The sequence below is a fragment of the Methylobacterium sp. PvP105 genome (genome assembly GCF_017876975.1).
Lineage (GTDB): Bacteria > Pseudomonadota > Alphaproteobacteria > Rhizobiales > Beijerinckiaceae > Methylobacterium > Methylobacterium radiotolerans.
Map to the genome: position 1 here is coordinate 5,925,283 of NZ_JAGIPA010000001.1, position 23,948 is coordinate 5,949,230.

23 protein-coding genes are annotated in these 23,948 nt (G+C 73.8%); 13 read left to right on the plus strand and 10 right to left on the minus strand.

Translation table 11 applies throughout. The features are described from left to right. Position 1 precedes the first annotated feature (1 nt). Positions 2-529, plus strand: coding sequence for an ATPase AAA (locus J3A75_RS28855; RefSeq protein WP_012321303.1), 528 nt, complete (start codon positions 2-4; stop codon positions 527-529). A gap of 10 nt (positions 530-539) precedes the next feature. On the opposite strand, the gene J3A75_RS28860 is transcribed toward J3A75_RS28855, so the two are convergent. Next, a complete protein-coding gene (locus J3A75_RS28860; protein ID WP_024828819.1) occupies positions 540-1,307 on the minus strand; it encodes a CDP-diacylglycerol diphosphatase in 768 nt (255 codons plus the stop codon). 213 nt (positions 1,308-1,520) lie between these two features. On the opposite strand from J3A75_RS28860, the gene J3A75_RS28865 reads away from it, so the two are divergent. Further along, positions 1,521-2,585 carry a DUF2891 domain-containing protein gene (locus tag J3A75_RS28865; protein WP_012321305.1) on the plus strand — a complete coding sequence of 355 codons (1,065 nt, stop codon included), beginning with the start codon at positions 1,521-1,523 and terminating at the stop codon, positions 2,583-2,585. A gap of 155 nt (positions 2,586-2,740) precedes the next feature. Here the strand turns inward: J3A75_RS28865 and J3A75_RS28870 are convergent, their stop codons facing one another. Beyond that, the gene (locus tag J3A75_RS28870) at positions 2,741-3,046 is read right to left on the minus strand and encodes a hypothetical protein (protein ID WP_012321306.1); all 306 of its coding nucleotides are present in this window, start codon (positions 3,044-3,046) and stop codon (positions 2,741-2,743) included. Between the two features lie 101 nt (positions 3,047-3,147). Then, positions 3,148-5,988 carry a PAS domain-containing protein gene (locus tag J3A75_RS28875; protein WP_012321307.1) on the minus strand — a complete coding sequence of 947 codons (2,841 nt, stop codon included), beginning with the start codon at positions 5,986-5,988 and terminating at the stop codon, positions 3,148-3,150. Between the two features lie 338 nt (positions 5,989-6,326). Between J3A75_RS28875 and J3A75_RS28880 the strand changes: the two genes are divergently transcribed. Continuing rightward, complete coding sequence (locus J3A75_RS28880; protein ID WP_107645313.1) at positions 6,327-9,668, plus strand: DEAD/DEAH box helicase; 3,342 nt, start codon at positions 6,327-6,329, stop codon at positions 9,666-9,668. Positions 9,669-9,768: 100 nt separating this feature from the next. Next, positions 9,769-10,203 (plus strand): GlcG/HbpS family heme-binding protein, encoded by a 435-nt coding sequence (locus tag J3A75_RS28885; RefSeq protein WP_012321309.1) that lies wholly within the window; start codon positions 9,769-9,771, stop codon positions 10,201-10,203. A 13-nt stretch (positions 10,204-10,216) separates the two neighbouring features. Here the strand turns inward: J3A75_RS28885 and J3A75_RS28890 are convergent, their stop codons facing one another. Beyond that, a complete protein-coding gene (locus J3A75_RS28890; RefSeq protein ID WP_012321310.1) occupies positions 10,217-10,819 on the minus strand; it encodes a PAS domain-containing protein in 603 nt (200 codons plus the stop codon). A 451-nt stretch (positions 10,820-11,270) separates the two neighbouring features. Between J3A75_RS28890 and J3A75_RS28895 the strand changes: the two genes are divergently transcribed. The 3 genes from J3A75_RS28895 to J3A75_RS28905 all read left to right on the plus strand — a co-directional run bounded on the left by J3A75_RS28895 (position 11,271) and on the right by J3A75_RS28905 (position 13,465). Beyond that, positions 11,271-12,557, plus strand: coding sequence for a Zn-dependent hydrolase (locus J3A75_RS28895; RefSeq protein ID WP_012321311.1), 1,287 nt, complete (start codon positions 11,271-11,273; stop codon positions 12,555-12,557). Between the two features lie 44 nt (positions 12,558-12,601). Further along, complete coding sequence (locus J3A75_RS28900) at positions 12,602-12,895, plus strand: hypothetical protein (protein WP_012321312.1); 294 nt, start codon at positions 12,602-12,604, stop codon at positions 12,893-12,895. Between the two features lie 114 nt (positions 12,896-13,009). After that, positions 13,010-13,465 (plus strand): SRPBCC domain-containing protein, encoded by a 456-nt coding sequence (locus J3A75_RS28905; protein ID WP_043074574.1) that lies wholly within the window; start codon positions 13,010-13,012, stop codon positions 13,463-13,465. 39 nt (positions 13,466-13,504) lie between these two features. Here J3A75_RS28905 and J3A75_RS28910 read toward each other — a convergent pair whose 3' ends face one another. Continuing rightward, on the minus strand, positions 13,505-13,756 hold the full coding sequence (locus J3A75_RS28910) for a hypothetical protein (RefSeq protein ID WP_012321314.1): 252 nt from the start codon (positions 13,754-13,756) through the stop codon (positions 13,505-13,507). A 154-nt stretch (positions 13,757-13,910) separates the two neighbouring features. Here J3A75_RS28910 and J3A75_RS28915 point away from each other — a divergent pair, with 154 nt between their 5' ends. The 3 genes from J3A75_RS28915 to J3A75_RS28925 all read left to right on the plus strand — a co-directional run bounded on the left by J3A75_RS28915 (position 13,911) and on the right by J3A75_RS28925 (position 16,003). Then, entirely contained in the window at positions 13,911-14,696 is a 786-nt protein-coding gene (locus J3A75_RS28915; RefSeq protein WP_012321315.1) for a spermidine synthase, read from the plus strand. Positions 14,697-14,918: 222 nt separating this feature from the next. After that, a complete protein-coding gene (locus J3A75_RS28920; protein ID WP_012321316.1) occupies positions 14,919-15,125 on the plus strand; it encodes a hypothetical protein in 207 nt (68 codons plus the stop codon). A 368-nt stretch (positions 15,126-15,493) separates the two neighbouring features. Next, a complete protein-coding gene (locus J3A75_RS28925; RefSeq protein WP_043074575.1) occupies positions 15,494-16,003 on the plus strand; it encodes a hypothetical protein in 510 nt (169 codons plus the stop codon). A gap of 22 nt (positions 16,004-16,025) precedes the next feature. Here J3A75_RS28925 and J3A75_RS28930 read toward each other — a convergent pair whose 3' ends face one another. Both J3A75_RS28930 and J3A75_RS28935 read right to left on the minus strand, forming a co-directional pair. Then, entirely contained in the window at positions 16,026-16,388 is a 363-nt protein-coding gene (locus J3A75_RS28930; RefSeq protein WP_012321318.1) for a hypothetical protein, read from the minus strand. 177 nt (positions 16,389-16,565) lie between these two features. Next, positions 16,566-17,522 (minus strand): LysR family transcriptional regulator, encoded by a 957-nt coding sequence (locus tag J3A75_RS28935; RefSeq protein ID WP_012321319.1) that lies wholly within the window; start codon positions 17,520-17,522, stop codon positions 16,566-16,568. 101 nt (positions 17,523-17,623) lie between these two features. On the opposite strand from J3A75_RS28935, the gene J3A75_RS28940 reads away from it, so the two are divergent. Genes J3A75_RS28940 through J3A75_RS28950 form a run of 3 tightly spaced genes read left to right on the plus strand, consistent with a single transcriptional unit; the run spans position 17,624 to position 19,432 of the window. Further along, on the plus strand, positions 17,624-18,244 hold the full coding sequence (locus J3A75_RS28940; RefSeq protein WP_012321320.1) for a YceI family protein: 621 nt from the start codon (positions 17,624-17,626) through the stop codon (positions 18,242-18,244). A 16-nt stretch (positions 18,245-18,260) separates the two neighbouring features. Beyond that, positions 18,261-18,863 carry a cytochrome b gene (locus J3A75_RS28945; protein ID WP_071000145.1) on the plus strand — a complete coding sequence of 201 codons (603 nt, stop codon included), beginning with the start codon at positions 18,261-18,263 and terminating at the stop codon, positions 18,861-18,863. Continuing rightward, positions 18,860-19,432, plus strand: a complete 573-nt coding sequence (locus J3A75_RS28950; RefSeq protein ID WP_012321322.1) for a YceI family protein — start codon at positions 18,860-18,862, stop codon at positions 19,430-19,432. Before J3A75_RS28945 ends, J3A75_RS28950 begins: the two co-directional genes overlap by 4 nt. A gap of 71 nt (positions 19,433-19,503) precedes the next feature. Here the strand turns inward: J3A75_RS28950 and J3A75_RS28955 are convergent, their stop codons facing one another. The 3 genes from J3A75_RS28955 to J3A75_RS28965 all read right to left on the minus strand — a co-directional run bounded on the left by J3A75_RS28955 (position 19,504) and on the right by J3A75_RS28965 (position 23,729). Beyond that, positions 19,504-20,082, minus strand: a complete 579-nt coding sequence (locus J3A75_RS28955) for a GNAT family N-acetyltransferase (RefSeq protein WP_012321323.1) — start codon at positions 20,080-20,082, stop codon at positions 19,504-19,506. Beyond that, entirely contained in the window at positions 20,082-22,427 is a 2,346-nt protein-coding gene (locus tag J3A75_RS28960) for an Orn/Lys/Arg decarboxylase N-terminal domain-containing protein (RefSeq protein ID WP_024828809.1), read from the minus strand. The genes J3A75_RS28955 and J3A75_RS28960 overlap by 1 nt, the downstream gene beginning before the upstream one ends. Before the next feature lie 321 nt (positions 22,428-22,748). Further along, complete coding sequence (locus tag J3A75_RS28965; protein WP_071000146.1) at positions 22,749-23,729, minus strand: hydroxyacid dehydrogenase; 981 nt, start codon at positions 23,727-23,729, stop codon at positions 22,749-22,751. Between the last annotated feature and the right edge of the window lie 219 nt (positions 23,730-23,948).

Sequence of the window (23,948 nt, forward strand, 5' to 3'; positions counted from 1 at the left end):
CGTGACCCTCGACGCGCTCGGCCCGCGGCTCTGCATCCTGGGACCGTCGAACAGCGGCAAGTCCACCCTGGCGGTCGCCGTCGCGCGGGCGCGCGGCCTGCCGCCGGTCCACCTCGACCGGCTGTACCACCGGCCGGGCACCGACTGGGAGCCGCGGCCCTTCGCGGAGTTCCAGGCCCTGCACGACGCGGCGATCCGCGAGCCCCGCTGGGTCATGGACGGCACCTACGCCCGGTGCCTGCCGCAGCGTCTGGCGCGGGCGACGGGCGTGATCCTCCTCGACGTCCCGACCGCCACCGGCCTGATCCGCTACCTGCGCCGGTCGTGGTTCGTGCGTGACCGGCCTGGCGTCCTCGACGGCGGCCGGGACAGCGTGAAATGGGCGATGATCCGCCACATCGCCGTCACCGAACGCGGGAACCGCGCGCGCGACGCGGCCCTGTTCGACCGCATCGCCCTGCCCAAGATCCGGCTGGCCACGGGGGCCGCCCTGGCCGGCTTCTACCGCGCGGAGGGGCTGAGCCGGTGACCCGGACCGCTCAGGCGCCGCCCCGGGCGGCCGCGACGGCGCAGCTATGGTCCATCACGTCCTCGGCGCTGGCGCTCGGCGCCCGGTAGGCCAGCAGGATGTAGCCCGGCTCGGGATCGCCGGGGGGCGTGGCGAGCGCCGCGAAGCTCGTCCGGTGCAGGTCGGGCCGGGCGCCCGGCAGGGTGTGAAGGGCCGCGAACGGGTTGAACTGCGCGGCCTCCGCCTCCGGCACGCGCAGGGCGTAGTAGCGGTCGCCGGCCAGCGGCACCGGGAAGCGGCTCCAGGTGTGGCGCACCTGCCGGCCGTGCGCCCGGACGGCCTTCAGCACGCTCGGCTTCAGGCAGTCGAGGTGGATGTGGAGCTGGTCCTGGCTGCGGCCCCGGGCCGAGTTGACCGCGAGCCCGACCTCCGCGGGGGTGAGCCTCCCCTTCAGCGCGTCCGACACGAGCGGCCGCGCCGCCAGGGCCGCCCGCCAGTAGGCCGCACCCCGCGGCCCGCGCAGGACCGGCGCCTCCAGGCCCGGCACGGTGTCGGTCGGCATGACGACGCTGTGGGTCGGCTCGCCGGGCGCGCGCAGGACCGCCGAGCCCGGCCGCGTCCCGTCCCCGAGATCGACCGAGAGGCACGGGAAGGTCCGGTTGGCGAGCCGCTTGGCGAGCACGCAGGTCTTCAGGGCCGCCCACAGGACGTCGCGGCTCGGGTCCGGCGCGGCGGTGGCCGGTGCCGCGGCGGCCGACAGGGCCGCGACGAGGAGGGCGGCGGGCGGCGCGCGGCGCATGGGGACTCCCGGTGAGGCCGGCGCGTCCGGCCCGGCCCTCCGCGATAGCCGATCCGGGGCCGCGCCGGCAAAGGATCCGCGGGCCCTGACGCCGCACCGGGAAACCCGCTATGCCGGCGGTCGCAGAGTCCCCGCCAAGTCTCAGCCAAGCCTCCGCCAAGCCTCCGCCAAGTCCCCGCCAAGTCCCAGCCAAGTCCCCGCCGGAATGCCGCGATGACGCCCGCGCTCACCCCGACGCTCACCCCTTCGCTCACCCCCGACCTCGCCGCGCGCTTCGCCGCCGTCGCCCTCGGCCATGTCGGCCGCGAGTATCCGAACAAGCCGGGGCACGTCCTGGCCGGGCCGGCCGATGCCCGCACCCCCGCGGCCCTGCACCCGGCCTTCCACGGCAGCTACGATTGGCATTCCTGCGTCCACGGCACGTGGCTGCTGGCGCGGGTGCTGCGGCTGTTCCCGGACGGCCCGCAGGCCGCGGCGATCCGCGCCCGGTTCGACGCGCAGCTGACCCCCGGGACGGTGGCGGGGGAATGCGCCTACTTCGCCGCCCCGACCGCCCGGGGATTCGAGCGGCCCTACGGCTGGGGCTGGCTCCTGAAGCTCGCCGACGAACTCTCCGCGCTCCCGGAGCGCCGCTGGTCCGAGGCCCTGGCGCCGCTGGCCGGGCTGATCGTCGGTCGATTCGCGGAGTTCCTGCCGGTGGCGACCTACCCGGTGCGGGTCGGGACCCACTTCAACACCGCCTTCGCGCTGCGCCTGGCGGCCGATTACGCGGAGGGCGCCGGGGATGCCGCGCTGATTGCCCTGCTGCGCGACACCGCCGTCCGCTGGTACGGGGACGACGCGGATTGCCCGGCCTGGGGCGAGCCTAGCGGCGACGACTTCCTCTCCTCGGCGCTGATCGAGGCGGAGTGCATGCGCCGCCTGCTGCCGCCCGCGCGCTTCGCGCCCTGGTTCGACCGGTTCCTGCCCGGTCTCGCGGCGTCCCGGCCGGCGACCCTGTTCCGCCCGGCCCGCGTGACCGACCGCTCGGACGGGAAGATCGCCCATCTCGACGGGCTGAACCTCAGCCGCGCGTGGTGCTTCCGCGCGCTCGCCGCGTCCCTCGGTCCGGACGATCCCCGCCGGCCGCCACTCCGCGCGGCCGCGGAGGCGCACCTCGCGGCGGGCCTCCCGCACGTCACCGGCGACTACATGGGCGAGCACTGGCTCGCGACCTTCGCGCTGCTGGCCCTCGAGGCCGTCGCGGGCGACACCCAGGGCGGCGGGAAGACTTTCTGAGAGATTCTTGAGAACTGTCCGTCGCGGGCTCCGTCGAGCACTGGCGGTGGACAGCAAAAAAAGGACCGTCCCCGGGGAGAACGGTCCGGAAGTCTAGGGAGGAAACGCCCACGAGGGGCTGCAACACAGCGACGCCGTCGCTGTGTTGCCTCCCGTCAACCCGACAGGGGCGGCCTTGTTCCTGGCTCCGGTCCGCCGCGCGCCAGGGCCAGCCCGGCCGGGACCGCCGCGAGGCCGGCGGGGCGGCGCGGCTCGCCGGGGCCGAACTCGGCGCGGTAGGTCCGCTCCAACGTCATCAGCCCCCGCAGCGGCCCCTCGGCGAGGTCGAGCAGCCGCGCGTCGCGCCAGCGCAGGGTGCGGCCGAGGCGGCGCCGGAACCAGCGCCCGCGCTCCTCCTCGACGAGCAGGATCAGCTTGCCGGTCCAGGTCCGGCGGAACCAAAAACGTCCGGTCAGCGGCATGGCGGTCGAGGCCCCGGCGGTCGATGGGCGATAGACTACAGCCGGATCGGATCCGCGGGAATATTGCCGTCCAGACCGCGGATGAATTCTAGCGAAGTCTGTTAATCGGAGCCGACGGCGGGTCGGGCCCGGGAGGCCGGCTGCCGCCCCCGCTGCGCCGTCTCGTAGAGGATCTGGGCGAGCTGCTCGGCCGAGTAGGGCTTGCGCACGAGGGCGAAGCCGTGGGCGTCGTCCTTGGCGAGGACGTGGCTGTAGCCCGACGTCAGCACCACCGGCAGGTCGGGACGGTGGGTCCGGAGCTGCCGGGCGAGGGCGAAGCCGCCCATCCCCGGCATGACCACGTCGGAGAAGACCACGTCGAACCGGTCCGGCGCCCGGTCGAGCTCGGCCAGCGCCTCCTCGGCGGATTTCGCCCAGACCGGCGCGTGGCCCAGATCCTCCAGGATCTGGGTGCAGAAGCGCCCGACCCCGAGATTGTCCTCCACGACGAGGATGCACAGGCCCCGCCGCGGCTCCGCCGCCCGGTCGGACGCGCGGTCGGCCTCGGACGGCGCGGCGGGGGCCTCGACCTGCGGCAGGTAGAGCGAGAAGGTCGTGCCGTGGCCGAGCGCGCTCGCCACGTCGATGTCGCCGCCCGACTGCTTGGCGAAGCCGATCACCTGGCTGAGGCCGAGGCCGGTGCCCTTGCCGACCTCCTTGGTGGTGAAGAACGGCTCGAAGATCCGCCCCAGATCCGCGTCGGGGATGCCGGCGCCGGTGTCGGAGACCCGCACGGCCACGAACGGCCCCGTCGCGCCGGCATGCCCGCGGATCGGCGGCATCGGGCTGTCGCCCTCCAGCCGCAGGATCAGTGACCCTTCCCCGTCCATGGCGTCGCGGGCGTTGACCGCCATGTTGATCAGCGCGGTCTCGAACTGGCTCTCGTCGGCGCGCACGTAGCGGGGTGTCTCCGGCAGGTCGATGGTGACGCGGATGCGCGCGCCGGTGACCGAGTCGAGCATGTCGGCGATGCTGCGCAGGCGCGCGCCGATGTCGAACACCTGGGGCTTCAGCGCCTGGCGCCGGGCGAAGGCGAGGAGCTGGCCGGTGAGCTTGGCCGCCCGGTCGACCGTGTCGGAGACGGCGTCGAGGTAGCGGCGCCGGCGCTCCTCGGCCAGCTCCGGCCGGCGCAGGAACTCCACGGAGGATCGGATGATGGTCAGGAGGTTGTTGAAGTCGTGCGCCACCCCGCCGGTGAGCTGGCCGATGGCCTCGAGCTTCTGGGACTGGCGCAGGGCCTCCTCGGCCTGGCGCTGCTCGGTGATGTCGCGCCCGAAGCCGTAGAACAGCCCGTCCTCCGGCACGACGGTCCAGAGCACCCGCCGCCGGTCGCCGGCGCGGGTCAGGCACGACAGTTCCACATCCTCGACCCGGCTGTCCGCGCAGAGCGGGCGCAGCGCCGCCTCCGCCGCCGCGCGCTCGGTGGGGGCGAGGAAGTCCAGGGCCGCCCGCCCGATCGTCTCGGCCTCGGACCAGCCGAGCGCCCGGCTCCACGAGGGGTTCACCGACTGGACCTGCCCGGTCCGGTCCGAGACGAGCTTCAGCACCGGCGACAGCGTCCAGACCCGGTCGCGGTCGCGGGTCTGGGCGGCGACCTGCGCCTCCAGGTGCTCCGCCCGGGACTGGAGCAGGACCTCGTTCCGCTTCCGCTCGGAGACGTCGTGGGCGAAGACGTAGAACCCGTCGACGCTTCCGTCCGGTCCGCGGCGCGGGAGGTAGCGGGTGTCGGCGATCCGGGCCTGCCCGTTCGGGAAGGTCCAGGCCCACTCCTCGCGGACCTCCTGACCGGCGAGCGCCCGCTCGATGCCGGCGCGTCGGGCCTCGAACGCGCCGGGGCCGAGGAGGTCGCGAACGGTCCGCCCGACGACGGCGTCGGGGGTCTGGCCGGTCCAGGTCTCGTAGGCGGCGTTCGCGAACCGGTAGGTCAGGTCGCGGTCGATGAAGGCGATCAGGACCGGCATCGCGTCCGCGACCAGCCGGAGCTCCGCCTCGCGGGCCCGCAGCGCGTTCTCGCCCCGGCGGCGCTCGGTGATGTCGTTGAACAGGATCGCGACGCGGTTCCGCGCCGGCCCGTCGACCCGGTAGGCGTGCACGTCGTACCAGCGGCCCAGCGCCGCGGCGGCCTGCTCGAACCGGACCGGCTCGCCGGTCAGGGCGACCCGGCCGTAGAGGTCGAACCAGTGCTGCTCGTGGTCGGGGGCGAGGTCCCGCATCCAGCGGCCCACCGCCTCCCGCAGGCCGGTCTGCCGCTCGAAAGCGGGGTTGACCTCCAGGAAGCGGTAGTCGACGGGCCGGTCGCCGTCGGCGAACTTCACCTCGATGAGGCAGAAGCCGGCATCGATGAAGGTGAACAGCGAGCGGTAGCGCTCCTCGTTCCGGCGCAGGGCCGCCTCGGCGTTCCGGGATTCCAGCTGCGTCATCACCGTCCGGGCGAGCGCCATCAGGATGAAGCGCTGCTGGTCGGTGAGCGTGCGCGGGACGCGGTCGAGGACGCAGAGCGTCCCGATCGCCCAGCCGTCCGGCGTCACAAGGGGCACGCCGGCGTAGAAGCGCAGGTGCGGTTCGCCGGTCACGAGGGGGTTGGCGGCGCTCTCCGGCTCCGCGGCCAGATCGGGCAGCACGAGGACGCCGTCCGCGCGCATGGCCTCGGTGCAGAAGCCGAAATCGAGCGGCATCGTCCGGGCGGCGTGGCCGAACGCGGCCTTGATCCACTGCCGGTCGGCGTCGACGAAGTTGATGTGGGCCATCGGCGTGCCGCAGGCCTGGGCGGCCATCTCGGCGATCTCGTCGAACGCGCGCTCCGGTGGCGTATCGAGGATCGCGTAGGCGCGCAAGGCGGCGAGCCGCTGGGGATGCCGGGGCTCGAAACCCGACGGGCGGGGTATTGTCTCGTTCGGCGACACGGGGTCGTCATAGCCTACGCTCCCGCTTCTCCCTAGTGAAACTCTGCATCACGCGTCCGACGGCGGGACCAGCGCAAGCATTCCGCGTTCGTCCAATACTCGACATTCATCTCAAATTGTCGGCGGCGGCGCGGTTTCACGGTCGCCGTCCAAGTCTTGCCGGTGCGGCCGACCGGGCTTCGGGCACCTGCCGGGATCTCGTCCTGCGGCGCCCGTCGGAGCCGCGCGACGCGATCCGGCGGGCGCCGCGCGGCCCTTGTGGATCGGATCGCCGCGGTCGGGAGCCCGCGGGGCGGGTGCGGCGTTGCCGGCTCACACGGGATGGGTTCGGATCAGGCATGGCCAAGCGCAGGACGAAGGCGGGCGCCCAGCAGGGGCTGGAGGACGCGCCGCTGATGCCCACCGGCGCCCTGGCGGTCGCGCTCCTGGCCTTCGCCGAGGGGCCGGGGCCGGTGGTGCACGTCGCCCGGGACGCCCGCCGCCTCGAGGATCTCGCCGCGACCCTGCGGGCGCTGGAGCCCGACGCGCGGGTCGCGGTCTATCCCGAGTGGGACTGCCTGCCCTTCGACCACGCCTCGCCGTCGCGGGCGACGATGGGCGCCCGGGCCGCCGTGATGCGCTGGCTGACCGACCGGAACGCGCTGCCGGACTTCGTTCTGACGACCGCCCCCGCCCTCGTGCAGCGCGTGCCGCCGCCGGAGACCTGGGCCTCGGCCCGCGTGACGCTCCGGGTCGGCGACCCCCTCGACGTCGCGGCCGCCACCGCCGACCTCAAGCGCCTCGGCTACATCCTCGACGAGCGGGTCGACGAGCCGGGCGAGATCGCCGTCCGCGGGCGCACCGTGGAGGTGTTCCCCGCCGCCGCGCCGCGGCCGTGCCGGATCGAACACGCGGAGGGCCGCGTCACCGCGATCCGCTCCTACGACCCGATCTCGCAGCGCTCGGTGGCGGAGGCCGACGAACTCGTCATCGACCCGGCCACCGAGATCATCCTGGAGCCCGGTTCCGGCCAGAGCTTCGAGCCGTTCACCGGGCAGGAGCACCGCCTGGACCGCTACTACCCGCGCCTCGTGACGCTCCTCGACTACGTGCCCGAGGCGCGCCTCGCGGTCGAGGACGGCACGCAGGCCCGGATCGACGCGTTCTTCGAGCAGATGGACGAGGCGCGGGGCCGGATGAAGGGCCGCGACGCGCCGGCGGGGCCCGGCGCCGGCCTCTACCTGGCGCCGGAGGCGTGGCGCGCCATCGTGGCGGCCCACGGCCGGCTCACCGCCACCGAGGCGGCCGGGGAGCCGCGCGCCATGCCGCGCTTCGCCGGGGAGCGCCGGCCCGGCACGGCCTTCGCCAAGGTCCTGCGCGCGCGGCTGAAGGCCGGCGACGTCGTCGTGCTCGCCGGCTCGGTCCGGCCGCTCCGGCGCCTCGTGCGCCAGGCGGGCAAGATCGCCGAGCGCCCGATCCGGCTGATCGACGCCTGGGCCGACGTGGCCGAGGCGGCGCCCGGCGACGTCCTCGCCCTGGAGGCCCCGCTGGCGGCCGGCTTCCGGGTGCCCGAGCAGGGCGCCAGCGTGATCGCCGCCGCCGACCTGTTCGGTCCGGAGGCCGCCGTCACGGGCGGCGCCCGGGCGATCCTGCCGATGGGCGAGGTCGACCTGCGCCCCGGCGACGTGGCGGTCGACCGGGACCACGGCCTGTGCGTGTTCGAGGGGCTGGAGCCCGTCTCGGCGCCGAGTGCCGCGCCGAGTGCCCCGCCGAGTGCCGCGCCGGGGGCAACGCAGGGCGGGGCGCCCTCCGAGGCCCTGCGCCTGCGCTTCGCCGGCGACGCGATCCTGATGGTGCCGGTCACGCAGGCCGACCGGATCTGGCGCTACGGGTCGGAGCCCGACGCCGTCACCCTCGACAAGCTCGACGGCGGCACGTGGCCCCGGCGCCGCCTGGAGGCCGAGGCCACCATGGCGCGGACCGCCCGCCTGATGCTGGAGGCCGCCCGGGCCCGCCGGGAGACCGAGGCGCCGGTCCTGGCGCCGCCGGCCAGCGAGATGGAGCGGTTCGCCGCCGGCTTCGGCTTCGCCCCGACCCCCGACCAGGCGGCGGCGGTCGACGCGCTGATGGCCGACCTCGCCTCCGGCCGCCCGATGGACCGGCTGGTCTGCGGCGATGTCGGCTTCGGCAAGACCGAGGTGGCGCTGCGGGCGCTCGCGGCCGCGATCTTCTCCGGCAGGCAGGCGGCGCTGATCGCGCCGACCACCGTGCTGGCGCGCCAGCACGCCGAGACCCTGCGCCGCCGCTTCGGCCGGTTCGGCGTGGAGGTGGCGCAGCTCTCGCGCCTCGTGGCCCCGGCCGAGGCCAAGCGCGTCAAGGCGGGGCTCGCCGACGGCACGATCCGGCTGGTGGTCGGCACCCACGCCCTCGCCGGCGGCGGGGTGGCGTTCGCCGATCTCGGCCTGACCGTGATCGACGAGGAGCAGCGCTTCGGCGCCAAGATGAAGGCCGACCTGCGCCGCCTCGCGGACGGCGGCCACGTGCTGACGCTCACCGCGACGCCGATCCCCCGCACCCTCCAGGCGGCGCTCGTCGGCCTTCAGAGCCTCAGCGTGCTCGCCACGCCGCCGGCTCTGCGCCAGCCGGTCCGGACCGTGGTGGCGCCCTTCGACGCCGAGGCGGTCCGCGAGGCGCTCATCCGCGAGCACCGGCGCGGCGGCCAGAGCTTCGTGGTCTGCCCGCGGATCGAGGACATCGCCCCCATGGCCGAGCGCCTGCGGGCCCTCGTGCCGGGCCTCGACATCCTGGTGGCGCACGGGGATCTCAAGCCCTCCGCCATGGACGAGGTCATGGTCCGGTTCGCGGAGGGCGACGGCGACGTCCTGCTCGCCACCGCCATCGTGGAGAGCGGCCTCGACGTGCCGCGGGCCAACACCATGCTGGTCTGGGAGGCCGCCCGGTTCGGGCTGGCGCAGCTCCACCAGCTCCGGGGCCGCGTCGGCCGCGGCCAGCGCCGCGGCACCGTCCACCTGCTCAGCGACCCGGCCGCGCCCACGCCGGCGGCGGCGCTCCAGCGCCTGCGCGCCCTGGAGGCCCTCGACCGCCTCGGGGCCGGCTTCGCGGTCAGCGCCCGCGACCTCGACCTGCGCGGCGCCGGCGACCTCGTCGGCGAGGATCAGGCGGGGCACGCCAAGCTCGTGGGGCTCGGCCTCTACCAGCACCTCCTGCAGCTGGCGCTCACCGCCGCCAAGGGCGAGCGCGCCGAGGATTGGAGCCCGGAGATCGAGCTCGGCCTGCCGAGCCGGATCCCCGAGGACTACGTCCCCGAGCCCGAGATCCGCCTCAGCCTCTACACGCGCCTCCTGCGCCTGCAGGATGCCGAAGCGATCGAGGCGCTCGCCGGCGAGGTCGAGGACCGGTTCGGCGCGGCCCCCGCGCCGGTGCTCGCCCTGTTCGACCTCGCGCGGCTGCGCGCGGCCTGCTGCGCGCTGGGCGTCGCCCGGCTCCGGGGCGGCCCGCAGGGCGTCGCGGCCGACCTGCGCCCCGACCGGCCGCTGACCGCGATGGCCGCCGAGGCGGGGATCGTGCTGCGCGATGGGCGGGTGGTGTGGAAGCGGCCCTGCCCGGATTCCGCCGCCTGCACGGCGCTCGCGACCGACCTCCTGGAGCGCATCCGCGCCGTCCGGGAGAGTGCGGCCTGACGGCGCCGGGCGAGGGCGCTGCCGATCTGCGGTTGATCTTGCATCAACCGCTTCAAACCGCCACAGGCTGTCGCGCCAACAACGCGAACGGGAGTGTCCCATGCACGTGACGATCGAGCAGGCCGAGAAGGCGATCGCGGCCGCCCGCGCCAAGGCCGTGGAGCTCGGCACCCAGATGTGCATCGCGGTGGTCGATTCCGGCGGGAACCTCAAGGCGTTCCACCGCATGGACGATGCCTGGGTCGGGTCGATCGACATCGCCCACAAGAAGGCCAAGACCTCGGTGTTCTTCGGCATGATGACCGGCCAGATCGGCCAGCTGTCCCAGCCGGGCGGCCCGCTCTACGGGATCGAGCACTCGAACGACGGGCTGATCACCTTCCCGGGCGGGATCCCGATCGTCGATGCCGACGGCGTGATGTCGGGCGCCATCGGGGTCAGCGGCTCGACGGTGGAGAACGACCACACCGTCGCGGAGGCCGGCGCCAAGGCCATCGGCCGGACCGAGCTGCCGGCCCATCCCTGGCGGACCTGAGCCGGAAGGCCTGTCAGGGGTCGCGCCGCGCCAGCGCGCGGCCGATCCCGAGGAGCAGCATCCCCGAGACCGACCGCAGATAGGGGTCGCCGTGGCGCTCCAGCGCCGCGTGGATCTGGATGCCGTGGTCGGCCGCGGCGTTCAGGTCCGCCCCGCTCGCCGCCCCGCTCATCGTGCCGTTCGTGGCGCCGCTCGTGGCGCCGTTCGTGCTGCCGGTGACCACCGCGGCCCGGATCCCGTGCCGGTGGAGGTCCGTGACGTCGATATAGGCGCCGCGCCCGTGCAGCCGGCCGTCCGAATCGGGCGACAGGCAGCCGCGGTTGAGGATCCAGCGGGTCTCGCCAGTCCCGGTCACGACGCGGAATTCGAGGGAGACCGGGCCGCCGGTGTGGCGGACGTGGCGGATCCGGCCGAACACCCAGTCCCGGTCCGCCGGGTGGATGCGGCCGAGAGCGGCGTCCAACGGCAGCGGTGTCCCGGCGAGCCCCGGATCCCCCGCCATCAGCGAGGCCGCGCCCGAATCCAGCACGGACCGGCCGGCCCGGACGTCCGTATCCCAGACCCCGACGAATCCGGCGGCCTGCAGGGCATCGGCTGCCGTGGAAGTCAGCGCCATGGAATCTCCTCCGAACTGGCTACAATCTGAGATTGTATGGTGGCGGACAGACTGATCCGCAGCACATGCGGCTCACAACGCCGAGATCCAGGATCGGCTGCGCGATCGGCTTCTGACACGGCGTCGCGGACCCGCGCCACCGGGTTGCATTGCGGATGACAAGCATTCGATTCCGGGCAATCCCGTTCTCGACAATCATCGTCGCCCCGGTTCGGCACAAAGACCGGATTCAGAGCGCCGCGTTGCGGACAATTCGATCACAAATGATCGGTAGACGCCGCAATCCGGCGGAAATCCGCACTTCTGCCCGTGGATCGCCGGGCGCCACCCGGCGCCGGCGGCGCCCGACAGCGGGGACGCGCGCCGGGCCTGCCCTGGTGCGGGTTGCCGGTGCGCCGTAACCTGCACCTTCCGGTACGCATTCGGCCGAGAGGCCCGCAGCAGAGACGCCATGGACCGCACGGTGGACCGCATCAATCTCCCGCTCTCGCAGGACCGGCTCTGGGCCAGCCTGATGGACCTCGCCCGGATCGGCGCGCTGCCCAACGGCGGCAACGACCGGCAGGCCCTGACCGACCGCGACGCCGAGGGGCGCGCCCTGTTCCGGCGCTGGGGCGAGGCGGTGGGGCTGACGCTCACCGTGGACCGGGTCGGCACCATGATCTTCCGCCGTCCCGGGCGGGATCCGAGCCGCAGGCCCGTGGCGATCGGCAGCCACCTCGACACCCAGCCCACCGGGGGCAAGTTCGACGGGCCGCTCGGCGTGCTCGCCGGGCTGGAGATCATGCGCGCCCTGCACGAGGCCGGGATCGAGACCGAGGCGCCGCTCCTGCTGATCAACTGGTGCAACGAGGAGGGCGCGCGCTTCGCGCCGCCGATGAGCGGCAGCGGCGTCGCCATGGGCATCGTCCCGGAGGCCGACATCCTGGCGACCCGGGACCTCGCGGGCCACGCCTTCGGCGACGAACTGCGGCGCATCGGCTGGCAGGGGACGGCGGACCCGGCCGCCCTGCGGGAGATCGGCGCCTATTTCGAGCTCCACATCGAGCAGGGCAAGCGCCTGGAGGATGCGGGCCTCACCATCGGGGTGGTCGACCGGGCGCTCGCCCAGATCTGGTACGAGATCACGGTGCTCGGCGAGGAGGCCCATGCCGGCAGCCCCATGGCGGGCCGGCGCGACGCGATGATGGCCGCGGCGGCGCTGATCGCGTCGCTGGAGGGCATCGCGGAGGCGGCGGTCGGCGCGGGCGGGGAGCGCGGCCGCGCCACCGTCGGCGTGCTGCGGGCGGAGCCGGCGAGCCGCAACATCACGCCCGGCCGGGTCTGGTTCAGCCTCGACACCCGCCACGGCGACACCGCGCAGCTGGAGGCGATGGGCGCGCAGATCCGGGCCCGGGCCGACGCCCTGGCGGCGGAGCGCGGCGTCGCCGTCCAGGTCGCGGAGTTCTGGCGGGCGCCGCCGACCCCGTTCGACCCGGTCCTGGTGGACCGCGTCCAGGCGGCGGCCGAGGCGCGGGGCCATGCCTGGACGCGGATGCCGACCGCGATCTACCACGACGCCGTCTACTGCGCCCGCGCGGTGCCGGCGGCCCTGGTGTTCTGCCCCTGCCACGGCGGGATCAGCCACAACGAGGCCGAGAGCATCACGCCGGGCTGGGCCGGGGCCGGTCTGGAGGTCCTGGCCGACGCGGTGCTGGCGACGGCGGGCCTCGCCGGTCCTCGGGCCGGGCAGGCCTGAGCGCGGCGCCGCCGAGCGCGCACGAACGGAGACTGGGTTCTCGCATGTCCGACGACAACGTCATCCGCCCCGCCTTCGGCGTCCCCCGCAATCCGGCGCCGGAGCCCGATCCGGTTCAGGCGCCCCTGCGCGTCTTCGGCACGGGGGCCGGCCACCGGGTCGGCCTGATCCACGACCCGTCGGCGGTCGAGGGCGACGTCATCCGGATCGTGGTCGGTCCCGAGGACGAGCCGGGGGTCGAGACCGTGGCGCTGCTCCCCGCCGACGCGGAGGCCGAGGCCGAGCGGATCGGCTTCGCCATCCTGCGGGCGCTGGAGGTGGTCGAGGGCGCGGTCTGAGCCGCGCCCGGCGCGCCGGCCGGATCGCGGTCTGAACCGAAGGGTGGGCGGTGCGCGTTCTCGGAGGGCGTGAGCGGCCGGCGCGAACGGTCGCCGGATCGCCGGGAGGGACGGATGACGGGCGCTCGGATCAGCAGCACGGAGATCGCGATCCCCGCGCGGGCCGGACTGGTCTGGTCGGTGCTGACGGATCTGGATTCCTACCCGGCGTGGAACCCGTACATCCGCAAGGCGGAGGGCCGCCTGCGCGAGGGCGCGCGCTGGCGCCTGGAGCGGACCCTGAACGGCCGCGCCTACCGGGCGCGCGAGGTGACGGTGACCTGCTGGGAGCCCGGCCGGCGGCTCGCGTGGCGCGGCGGTATCCCGACGCCGCCCCTGCTCATCGGCGAGCACGAGGTCCGGATCGCCGAGACCGCCGACGGCGTCCGCCTCGTCCAGGCCGAGACCGTCGCGGGCCTGCTCGCCCCCGGCCTGTTCCCGTGGCTGCGGACGCGCATGCAGGCCCGGTTCGCCGCGATGAACGAGGCCCTGCGCGAGGAGGTCGCGCGCCGGCTGGCCGAGAGCGCCTGACCGCCCCAGGCCCGTCCCGGCCGCCTCAGGCTGCCCCGATCAGGCGACCGGCTTCGGCTTGACGATCGGCGAGCGGGTCAGGCTCTCGATCGCGCGTCCCGGCCGTCCGGCCTTGCGGGCGATCTCCTCCTCCTGCTCTTCGATGAGCTGCCGGGCGGGCTCGTCGCCGTCGAGGCCGCCGAGGATCTCGGCCGGCACGCGCCGGTTCGAGGCCCGGGACCCGTCCGTGAAGACGATATCGAACAGAACGGAGCCCCGCTCCTGCGGTCTCGACTTGATGCGCTTGGCCATAGGTGCTGATACGCCGCCGGAATCGGTCGCGGCAAGGCGCGGTGCCGGGCGGGGGGTTGCGCGGCGCGCACTGCCGGGCCCGCGCGCCGCCCCGCTCCCGCCGCGATCCCTCCGCCGCCCGCACGACAGGGCGCCGGCAACCGAGGACGCGCGCGTGATACCCTGGGTTCATCTCGATACCGGGTCCGTGCCCGGCGGCGGCACCGACCTGCGCCTGATGCGGCGCGGCGACGAGTTCGCCATCATGGCCGACACGATCGAGCTGATGAACAACCGGCGCAGCGGCTCGGAGGTGGCGCTCGCGGCGATGACCTGCGCGCGGCTCCGGGACCGGCCCCGGGCCCGGATCCTGATCGGCGGCCTCGGCATGGGCTTCACCCTGCGGGCGGCCCTCGAAGGCCTCGGGCCGGAGGCGCAGGTGGTGGTGGCCGAGCTGGTGCCCGCCGTGGTCGCCTGGGCCCGGGGGCCGCTCGCCCACGTCTTCGCCGGCTGCCTCGACGATCCGCGGGTCGACCTGCAGGAGGCCGACGTCAACCGCCTGATCCAGGCCGGCCCGGAGCGCTACGACGCGATCCTGCTCGACGTCGACAACGGCCCGGAGGGGCTGATGCGCAAGGCGAACGACCGGCTCTACGACAATTGGGGCCTCAAGCGCGCCCGCTGGGCCCTGCGGCCGGGCGGCATCCTGGGCGTCTGGTCGGGCGCCCCGGACCGGAAGTTCAAGAGCCGCCTGCAGCGCTCCGGCTTCGCGGTCGACGAGCAGCGCGTGCACGCGAGCGGCCGGGGCAGCGGCCCGAAGCACGTGGTCTGGCTCGGGACCCGGACCGAGGGGCGGGCCGAAGGCCCGGGCCAGGGGGACCAGCGCCGGAGCGACGACCGGGCGGCGGGCGGCTCCGGACCGCGCGGTCCGGCCCAGGGCCGGCGGCGGCCGGCGCGCTAGGGCGGCCCTCGAGCGTGCCGCGGCGGTCCGGACCACGAGCGTCTCCGGTCCGGGCAACCCCGCCACGCCCCTGTGCCGCGCGGGAAAGGGGCTCCGCGCGGCGGACGGCCCGGGCTCGGCGATCGCGCCCCCGCCCCGACCCGGAACGGCTCCGCCGGCCGGGGCTGCCGCGCACGGTCGCACCCCCTGTCCCGGCGCGGGAGGCTCACGCACATTCCCGGCATGGGTGCGACGGGCGGGCATCTCTACACGGTCGAGGTCAGGCCGAGCCGGCATGATCCCGGCCGCTTCACCTGGGCGATCCGCGACCGCGGCAAGCTGGTCCGGGGGTCGTACCGCCCTCACACGTCCGAGCACGCGGCGCGCGCCGTCGCGGAGGCCGAGATCGAGCGCCTGATCGGCCAGGACGGTCGGGCCGGCGGCGCCTAGACCCGTTCCTCGCGCGGCCCGATTTCAGGTCCGCTCGAAGGGTGACGCGCGCCGCGCGGTCGACGCCCTCGCGGCCCCCGCGCGGCATCATGCGGAATTCGCATGGCCGCGCGGTCGGACCCGGGCACATATGCATGCCTCCGCGCCGCCCGATCCATTGCATGCCGCAATGCGGCAATCTATGTTTGCATTGCGGGATGGCGATGGCGTCGCGATCCCGCTGCCCTTCTTGGGCGTTTCCTCCCTAGACTTCGGGCCGCTCCTTCGGGAGTGGCCTTTTTTGTTCGCGCCGTCCGACCCGCGACGCGGTCGGTTCGGCGACGTGTCGCCCGAGCGGAACTCGGAGCTTGGCGGTACGTTTTTCCGCCATGGAACACTATCGCTCCACCCTCGGGACCACTGCCGTTGCCGTATTCGGGCTGGTGGCGGCCGCGCATATTCTGCATCCGGGCAATTACGAGGTGCAGACGCGCCCCGCACGTCCGGCGGTGACGGACGCGGCACCGGTCACGCAGAGCGCCTGGGTCGATCCGCCGGCCAAGCTGGCCGCGCCGGAGACCACCGGCGCGCTGGCGGCCGTCCCGGCGCCGCGGGTGGCGGCGGCCGTCCCGGCCACAGCCATGCCGGCCGCACCGCTCCCCGCCGAGATGGCGCGCCCGGCCGAGCCGCCGCGCAAGACCGCGGCGCACCGCGCGAAGGGAACGGAGCGCGGCGTCCATCGGGCAGCACGCCTCCGCCACGCCTCGGTCGTCCGCACCGCGGAATCCGACCGGCCGGCGGCCGCCGCGCCGCAGACCGCGCCGGTGGCCGCCCCGTCGCAGAAGATCGATCCGATCGGCGACATCATCCGCGGCCTCGGCTTAGGCCGGGACGGCTGAGCCGGTCCCAGGGCCCGAATTCCTACTCGACGTGGAGGGTGAGCTTCATCTTCGGGTGAATGCCGCACTGGATGACGAAATCGCCCGGCTCGACCAGCGTCAGCCGCGTCTCGGCGCCGGGTTCCTGAGCGCCGGCATCGAACGAGAACCGCTCCGCCTCGATGAAGGCGTGGTGGGTCAGGCGCGCGTCGCCGTTGCGCAGGGCGATGGTGTCGCCGCGGCGCAGGTACAGGTCGGTCGGCATGTACCGGCCCGCCTTCTGCAGCACGATCCGGGTCGCGGCCGGGAGCGAGGCCCGGGCCGTCTCGAGGCCGATACCCGCCCCGGCCAGGGCCAGGATCCCGGCGAACACGAAGGGGCGCAGGCACCTGCTGCGGAGGGACATGACCGATATCCAGACGTGACGCGCTGCGGGCCGGACTCCGCGGGGCACTGGCCGTGCGGCCGCGCTTGCCGCCGCGCGCATGGTGCGATGCGGCCCCTCAACCGGGCACTACGATGTCCGGTAAAACTTTAGCGATATAGACCTATGTAGAGCGTTGATACAGATAAATAAATCGGTTTATCTGTATTCGGTGTGAGTTTCCGCGCTGTCACGGCGGCATCCCCGCGACGCCAGGACGGCCCGGACATGCTCGCGGAAGACCTGGACACGGGCCGGCAGCTCGCGCCCGGCCAGGGTGACGGCGCGCAAGGTGCTGCTGCGGGTCGCCCACGGGCCGAGCACGCGCACGATCTGCCCGGCCTCCACGGCCCGGGCGGCCACGAGGCTCGGGAGGTGGCCGATCCCGGCGCCCGCGAGGGTGAGACGGAGCGCGGTCGCGAAGTCGCTGACCCGGATCGCCGGGCTCAGGGACAGCGGCTCCGTGCGGCCCCGGCCGTCGGAGAGGGTCAGCCCGGCCGTGCCGATCCGTTCCCGGGCGAGGATCAGGTCGTGGTCGCGCAGGTCGGCGAGGTCCGCCGGGGCCGGGCGGCGCTCCAGGTAGGCGGGGGCGGCGTAGAGGGCCAGCGCCAGGGTCGCGAGGACCATCGCGCGGTAGCCGGTCTCCTCCGCGCCGCCCAGCCGCAGGGCGAGATCGATCCGGTTGGCCGCGAGGTCGAGCCGCGCGTCGGTGTTGAGCATCTCCACGGTGATCTGCGGGTAGGCGGCCCGGAAGCTCGCGACGATCTCGGGCATCACCTCGATCCCGAAATCGATCGAGGTCGTGATCCGCAGGTGCCCCGCCGGCACCGTGCGGGCGTCGCGGGCGGTCTCGGCCGCCTCGTCGAGGAGCGTCAGGCTGTCCTGCGCCTTGGCGTAGAAGGCGAGGCCCTCGGCGGTCGGCGACACCGCCCGGGAGGTTCGCGCCATCAGCCGGACGCCCAGCGCCTGCTCCAGGCGGGAGATCCGCCGGCTGACGCTGCCCTTGGTTTCCTGCAGAGTCGCTGCGGCGGCCGTCACCGTGCCGAGATCCACGACGGCGCAGAAAGCCCGCACATCGTCGAGCCCGCCCCGGAAGGTTTCCGTTCTCGCAACCATGGGGTTCCGGATAGCAGGCTCAACCGGTGCCGTGAACGGGTCTACACGGCGGCTGCGGCGCAGCGACTCGCGCTCGGCCGTCTGCTCTGCAGGAGACACCCTTGAAGTCGATTCTCGCCTCCGGCCTTCTGGCCCTGCTGGTCGCCACCCCGGTCGCCACCCCGGTGCTGGCCCAGACACCGCCGACCCGCGACCCCGCCCAGATCCAGGCCGGCACCTACGCGGTCGACCCCGGCCACACCCAGGTCGGCTGGCGGGTCTCCCACATGGGCTTCTCGAACTACGCGGGCGGCTTCTCGGACGTGTCCGGCACGCTGGAGCTGCAGCCGAAGAACCCGGCCGCCGCCAAGCTGTCGGTGAAGATCCCGGTCGCCTCGGTGACGACGACCAGCGCCAAGCTCACCGACGAGCTCAAGGGCGACCAGTGGCTCGACGCCGCCAAGTTCCCCGACATGACCTTCGTGTCCACCAAGGTCGTGCCCGCCGGCAAGGACCACGCGAAGGTGACGGGCGACCTGACGCTGCACGGCGTGACCAAGCCGGTGACGCTCGACGTCACCCTGGTCGGCGCCGGCGTGAACCCGCTGAGCAAGAAATACACGGTCGGCTTCGAGGCCACCGGCACGCTCAAGCGCTCCGAGTTCGGGGTGAAGACCTACGTGCCGCTGATCGGCGACGAGCTGCACCTCACGATCGCGGGCGCCTTCGAGAAGCAGGACTGAGCTGGGAGGATCCGCCATGGCGAACGGGGTCTCCGCGCGGCGGTACTCCGCCGTGGCGATCCTGCTGCACTGGGCGAGCGCGCTGGGCGTGCTCGTCCTGATCGGTCTGGGCCTGACCATGACCCATGCGGGGTTGGCGCCGCTGCGCCAGTTCCAGCTCTATCAGTGGCACAAGTCGGTCGGGATCACCGTGCTGGCGCTGACCGCCCTGCGCGTCCTCTGGCGCCTGACCCACCGGCCGCCGCCGCACCCGGCCGGGATGCCGGCGCGGGAGCGCCGGGCCGCCGCGGCGGCCCATCACCTCCTGTACCTGCTCCTCGTCGGGCTGCCCCTGACCGGCTGGGCCGTGGTGTCGCTGTCGCCGTTCAACATCCCGACGGTGCTCTACGGGATCGTGCCCTGGCCGCACCTGCCGCTGGCGGGCCTCGCCCCCGACCCCGCCGCCGAGGGCGTCCTGAAGCGGGTCCACGCCCTGGGGGCGTGGTTCCTGGCGGCTCTGCTCGCAATCCACGTGGCGGCGGCCCTGCGCCACCACCTCCTCCTGCGCGACGACGTGCTGCGCCGCATGCTGCCGGGGCGCAGCACGTCGATCACCCCGACCGTGGAGCCGACCCGATGAACGCGCGTCACCTCTGCCTGCTGGCAGCTCTCCAGGCCGCCACCCTGCCGGCGGCGGCCGCCGAGTGGGCGGTCGATCCGGGCAAGAGCGCCATCCGGTTCTCCGGCGTGCAGGTCGGCGTGCCGTTCACCGGGCGGTTCGAGCGGTTCAAGGCCGACATCGATCTCGACCCCGCCAAGCCCGAGGCGGGGCACGCGCTCGTGCTGGTCGACCTCGCCAGCGCCCGGACCGGCGACGTCCAGCGCGACGAGGCCCTGCCGCAGAAGGACTGGTTCGACGTCAAGGCGGGGAGCGAGGCGCGCTTCGAGGCGACCCGCTTCGTCGACAAGGGGCAGGGCGACTACGCGGCGATCGGGACGCTGACGATCCGCGGCACGAGCCGGCCCGTGACGCTGCCGTTCCACCTGACCCTGGCGGGCGACACCGCGCGCGCCGCGGGGCGCGTCGGCCTCGTCCGCACCGAGTTCGGGGTCGGGCAGGGGGCCTGGGCCTCGGGCCAGTGGGTGGCGCTCGACGTCGGAGTCGAGGTCGACATCGTCGCGACGGCGCGGCCGGCAGTCGGACACTGACGCGGGCCGCGCGCGGCGACAGGCGGACGGTCCGAATCCCGCGGGCGCCCGGACTCGTCCCGGCGCGCCCGCTACCCCGGTCGGTCCTCCGAGCCCGTCCCCAGCGCCCGCTGGACCATGACGCTGTCCGACCAGTGGCCGTACTTGAAGCCGACCGCCCGCAGGTAGCCGACCCGCTCGAACCCGCAGGCCTCGTGGAGCCGCAGGGAGGCCGCGTTCTCGGCGTCGATGTAGCCGATCATCTGGCGGTAGCCGCCCGCCGCGCAGGCCTCGATCAGGGCCGGCAGCAGGCGCCGGCCGATCCCGGCATGGAGGTGGTCGGGATGCACGTAGATCGAGTGCTTGAGCGTGTAGCGGTAGGCGGGCCGCTTCCGGAACGGCACCGCGTAGGCGTAGCCCGCCACCGCGCCGTCGCGATCCGCCACGAGGTGCGGCAGGCGCTTCTTGCGCATGGTCTTGCGCCGGCGCTTCAGGTCGTCGGGGAGCAGCCGGTCCTCCTCGGCGACGCCGACGTCGCTGACGCCCCGGCTGATGTGGTGCTCGTAGATCGCCACCATCGCCTCGACATCGGCGTCCGAGGACGGGCGGATGACGATGTCGGGGCAGGACCGGGCCGGGACCGGGCCGGGCGTCTCGACCTCGATCTCCATCAGACCCCCTCCCGCGCCACGTAGGTGTGGAAGCGGATCCGCCCGTCCGGGTCGACCTCGCGGTAGACGCCCTGGATCTCGGCCTCGAAGCCCGGGAACAGGTTGGCGGAGGCCTCGAACATCTTGAAATAGTCGAGCATGGGCTTGGCCCTTTCGTCCAGGCGCTCGCCCGGCAGAACCGTGCCGATGCCCGGCGGGTAGACCAGCATCAGCGTGGTGGCGATCCGCCCCTCGGCCTCGGCGATCGGCACGTAGTCGACCGTGTTGCGGGTCAGCAGCTGGGCGGCCTTCTTGGGCGGCATCACCATCTCGGGCAGGTGCTCGGGGGCGAATTGGCGCCGCTGCAGTGCGGAGGTGCCGGCCTCCCGGTGGAAGGCGTGGAACTCGCCGCAGAGGTCGCGCAGGCGCACGCCGCGGTAGCGGTTCGGCCGGCGGTTGACGAATTCCGGCATGGCCTCCTCCAGCGCGACGTTGTCGTCGTGGAGCCGCTTGAAGGCGACGAGGCCCGAGATCAGCGTGCCGGCCTTGGAGGATTCCACCCCCGGGGTCAGCAGGAAGAGCAGCGAGTTCAGGTCGTTCTTCTCGGCGACGATCCGGTTCTCACGCAGGTATTGCGCCACGATCGGCGCCGGCACGCCGTGCTGGGCGTAGGCCCCCGTGTGCCGGTCGAAGCCGGGGGTCAGCACGGTGAGCTTGTTCGGGTCGGTGATGGCGTAGCCCGGCGCCACGTGGCTGAAGCCGTGCCAGCGCGCGCCCGGCTTCAGCTCCCAGTGGCGCGGCGTCGCGGCGAGCTCGTCGGTCGGCACGCTCTCCCACGGCACCTCGGCGCCGTCGGCGTTCACCGTCACGTCCGGCACGAACGGGTCGAAGAACCAGCGCCGGGCAGGGTCGCGCTCGTTCTCCTCGAACTCGCGCCGGATCGCCCGGACCTTCTTGCGCCACTCGATCCCGAGGCGGATCGTGTCGTCCCACAGGATCATGCCGGAGCGCCCCTTCATCATCTGGGCGCCGACGTCGAGGGAGGCGAAGAGCGGGTAGAAGGGCGAGGTCGAGGCGTGGACGAGGAAGCTCTCGTTGAGCCGCTTGTGCTCCACCCGCCGGGTCTGGCCGCGGATATGGCCGTCCCGGGTGTGGATCTGCGAGGCCTGGCTGAAGCTCGCGAGCTGCTTGTGGGTCGACTGCGTGGCGACGATGCCGGGCGAGGTCTCGTCGAGGCCCGTCAGCCCCATGGCGAAGCGCCTTGCGTAGAGCGGGTGGAACTTCATGAAGCCCGCCCAGGCCTCGTCGAACAGGATGTAGTCGCAGAGGTGGCCGATCTTCTCCAGGATCTCCTGGGCGTCGTAGATCGTGCCGTCGTAGGTGCACTGCTCGATCACCGCGACGCGGAACGGCCGCTCCCGGCGCCACGCCTCCGGATCGGTCACCAGCGGGTTGCGGCGGATTTTTTCGCGGATCCGGGTCTCATCCAGGGCCTCATGGAAGATCGGCCCGATCAGCCCGTAGGCGTTGCGGTCCGTCTCCAGGAAGATCGGGATGCCGCCGCCCAGGAACAGGGCGCCGTGGTGGGCCGCCTTGTGGTTGTTGCGGTCGAACAGGACGAGGTCGTCCTCCGCCACCAGGGAGGACAGGACGATCTTGTTGGACGCCGAGGTGCCGTTGAGGACGAAGTAGGTCTTCTCCGCCCCGAAGATCTTGGCGGCCTCCTTCTGGGCCTTCAGCGCCGGGCCCTCGTGGGTCAGCAGGTCGCCGAGGTCGAGGACCGAGTTGTCGAGGTCGTCGCGGAAGATCGCCTCGCCGAGGTGCTCCACGAAGATCCGGCCGATGGGGGACCGGTTGTAGAAGATGCCGCCGTTGTGGCCCGGGCAGGTCCAGAGCTGGTTGCCCTTCTCGGCGTAGTCGACGAGCGCGCCGAAGAACGGCGTCTTGAGGGTCTCGGCGTACTGCGTGACCCGGCTGACGAGGCCGCGGGCGATGAATTCCGGCGTCTCCTCGGCGAGGAAGATGTAGCCGTCGATGAAGTCGAGGAGCTCGACCGGGATGTCCTCCAGCCGCTTGCGGCGGACCATGATGACGATCGGCATCTCCAGGCCGCGCCGGCGCATCATGTCGATGAGGGCGGCCGCCTTGCCGTCGAGGCCGCGCTTGCCCCAGTCGACCACGAGGCAGCCGACCGCCGCGTCGGTCTGGACCGCGATGGCCGCGTCCTCGACGCGCCGGGCGCGCACCACCTCGAAGCCGCGCTGCTCCACGGCCGCGACGATCTGGTTGACGCGCGCGCCCTCGAGATCGTCCGGGTCGAAGGCCGGGGCGCACATCAGGACCGTGAAGCGGCGGTGGAAGTCCATGGAGCCCTCTCTGGCCTCGGATGCAGCGGGTGGCTTTCCGGCCCGTCTGCGACGATTGCATGACACGGTGCGCGGCGGGCGGTCGCGGTCCGGACGAAAGGGCGTGATCCGCCGGGGGCGGGGATGTCGGGAGCGCGGCCCTCCCGCCCGCTCCCTCATCCTGAGGTGCTGGAGCGAGGCGGAAGCCTCGAAGGAGGCCTCCAGAGGCCAGCGCGATCCCTGGAGCCTCCCCTCCGAGGCCCGCCGAGGCGGGCACCTCAGGATGAGGGTGTTGGTCGGAGGCCCGTCGCGCGGCCCGCGGCGGTCCCCGGTCTCAGGGTGTCACGGCGCGCGGCGCCGCTCCCAGACATCCGGGTTGACCAGCCCGCCCGGCCGCCGGCCGGCGAGGACGTCGACCACGCGGGTCGCGGCGGTCTCGGCGGTGCGGATCAGGGCCGCCCCGGTGGAGCCGCCGACATGGGGCGTCAGGATCGCCCGGGGCTGGCGGGCCAGCGGGTGGTCGACCGGCAGCGGCTCCTGGGCGAAGACGTCGAGCCCGGCGCCCGCGATCGTGCCGGCCTCCAGCGCCTCCACCAGGGCCGCCTCGTCGATCAGGCCGCCGCGGCTGGTGTTGATCAGGAAGGCCTCCCGCTTCATCCGGGCGAGCTGGTCCCGACCGATCAGGCCGCGGGTGCCCGTTGTCAGCGGCACGTGCAGGGAGACGATGTCGGCCTCCGCCAGGAGCGCGTCGACCGAGGCGGCCCGCAGGGCGCCGGCATTGGCGAAGTCGGCGTCCGGGCGGCTCGGGCCGTAGGCCAGTACCCGCAGTCCCAGGGCGGCGGCGAGCCGGGCGGTCGCCTGCCCGATCGCCCCGAAGCCGACGAGACCCAGCGTCAGCCCGGCGAGCTCGATCAGCCGGGCGGTGAACTTGAAGCTGTCGTCGCCGGTCCGGACCGAGCGGTCGGCCTCCGGCAGGGCCTTGGCCAGGGCGAAGATCAGCGCCAGCGTCTGCTCGGCCACCGAGACGGCGTTGGCGCCGGGCGTGTTGACCACCACGATCCCGGCCGCGGTCGCCTCGGCGGTGGCGACGTGGTCGGTGCCGGTGCCGTGCACGCCGATCACCCGCAGGGCCGGCGCCGCCGCGATGGCGCGGGCCGGGAAGCCGGTGTTGCGGGTGATGACGGCGACGCAGTCGGCGACCTCGCGGGCCAGCGTCTCGGAATCGGTCCCGCTCGCCGGGCGCGGCTCCAGCCCGGCCGCGCGCAACCGGTCGAGGCCCGCCGCGTGGATCGGCTGGACGATGAGGCACGGACCGGTGATCACGGGAAAACCTCTGCACAAGAGGAGGGGTGACGGGCAAGTTTCGCGCCGGGCCCGTCTAGGCGGGGTGGGCAACCCTGGCAACCGGGCGCCCCGGTCCCCGCCGCGGCGACCCGCTCGGACGCGCGATCCATACCCGATCGCGGCCGGGTCGCGCCCCGCCCGGCCCGACGATCCCGGCCGCGCGCCTCGGCCGAGATCCGGCCTCGCCTTCCGCGAAAT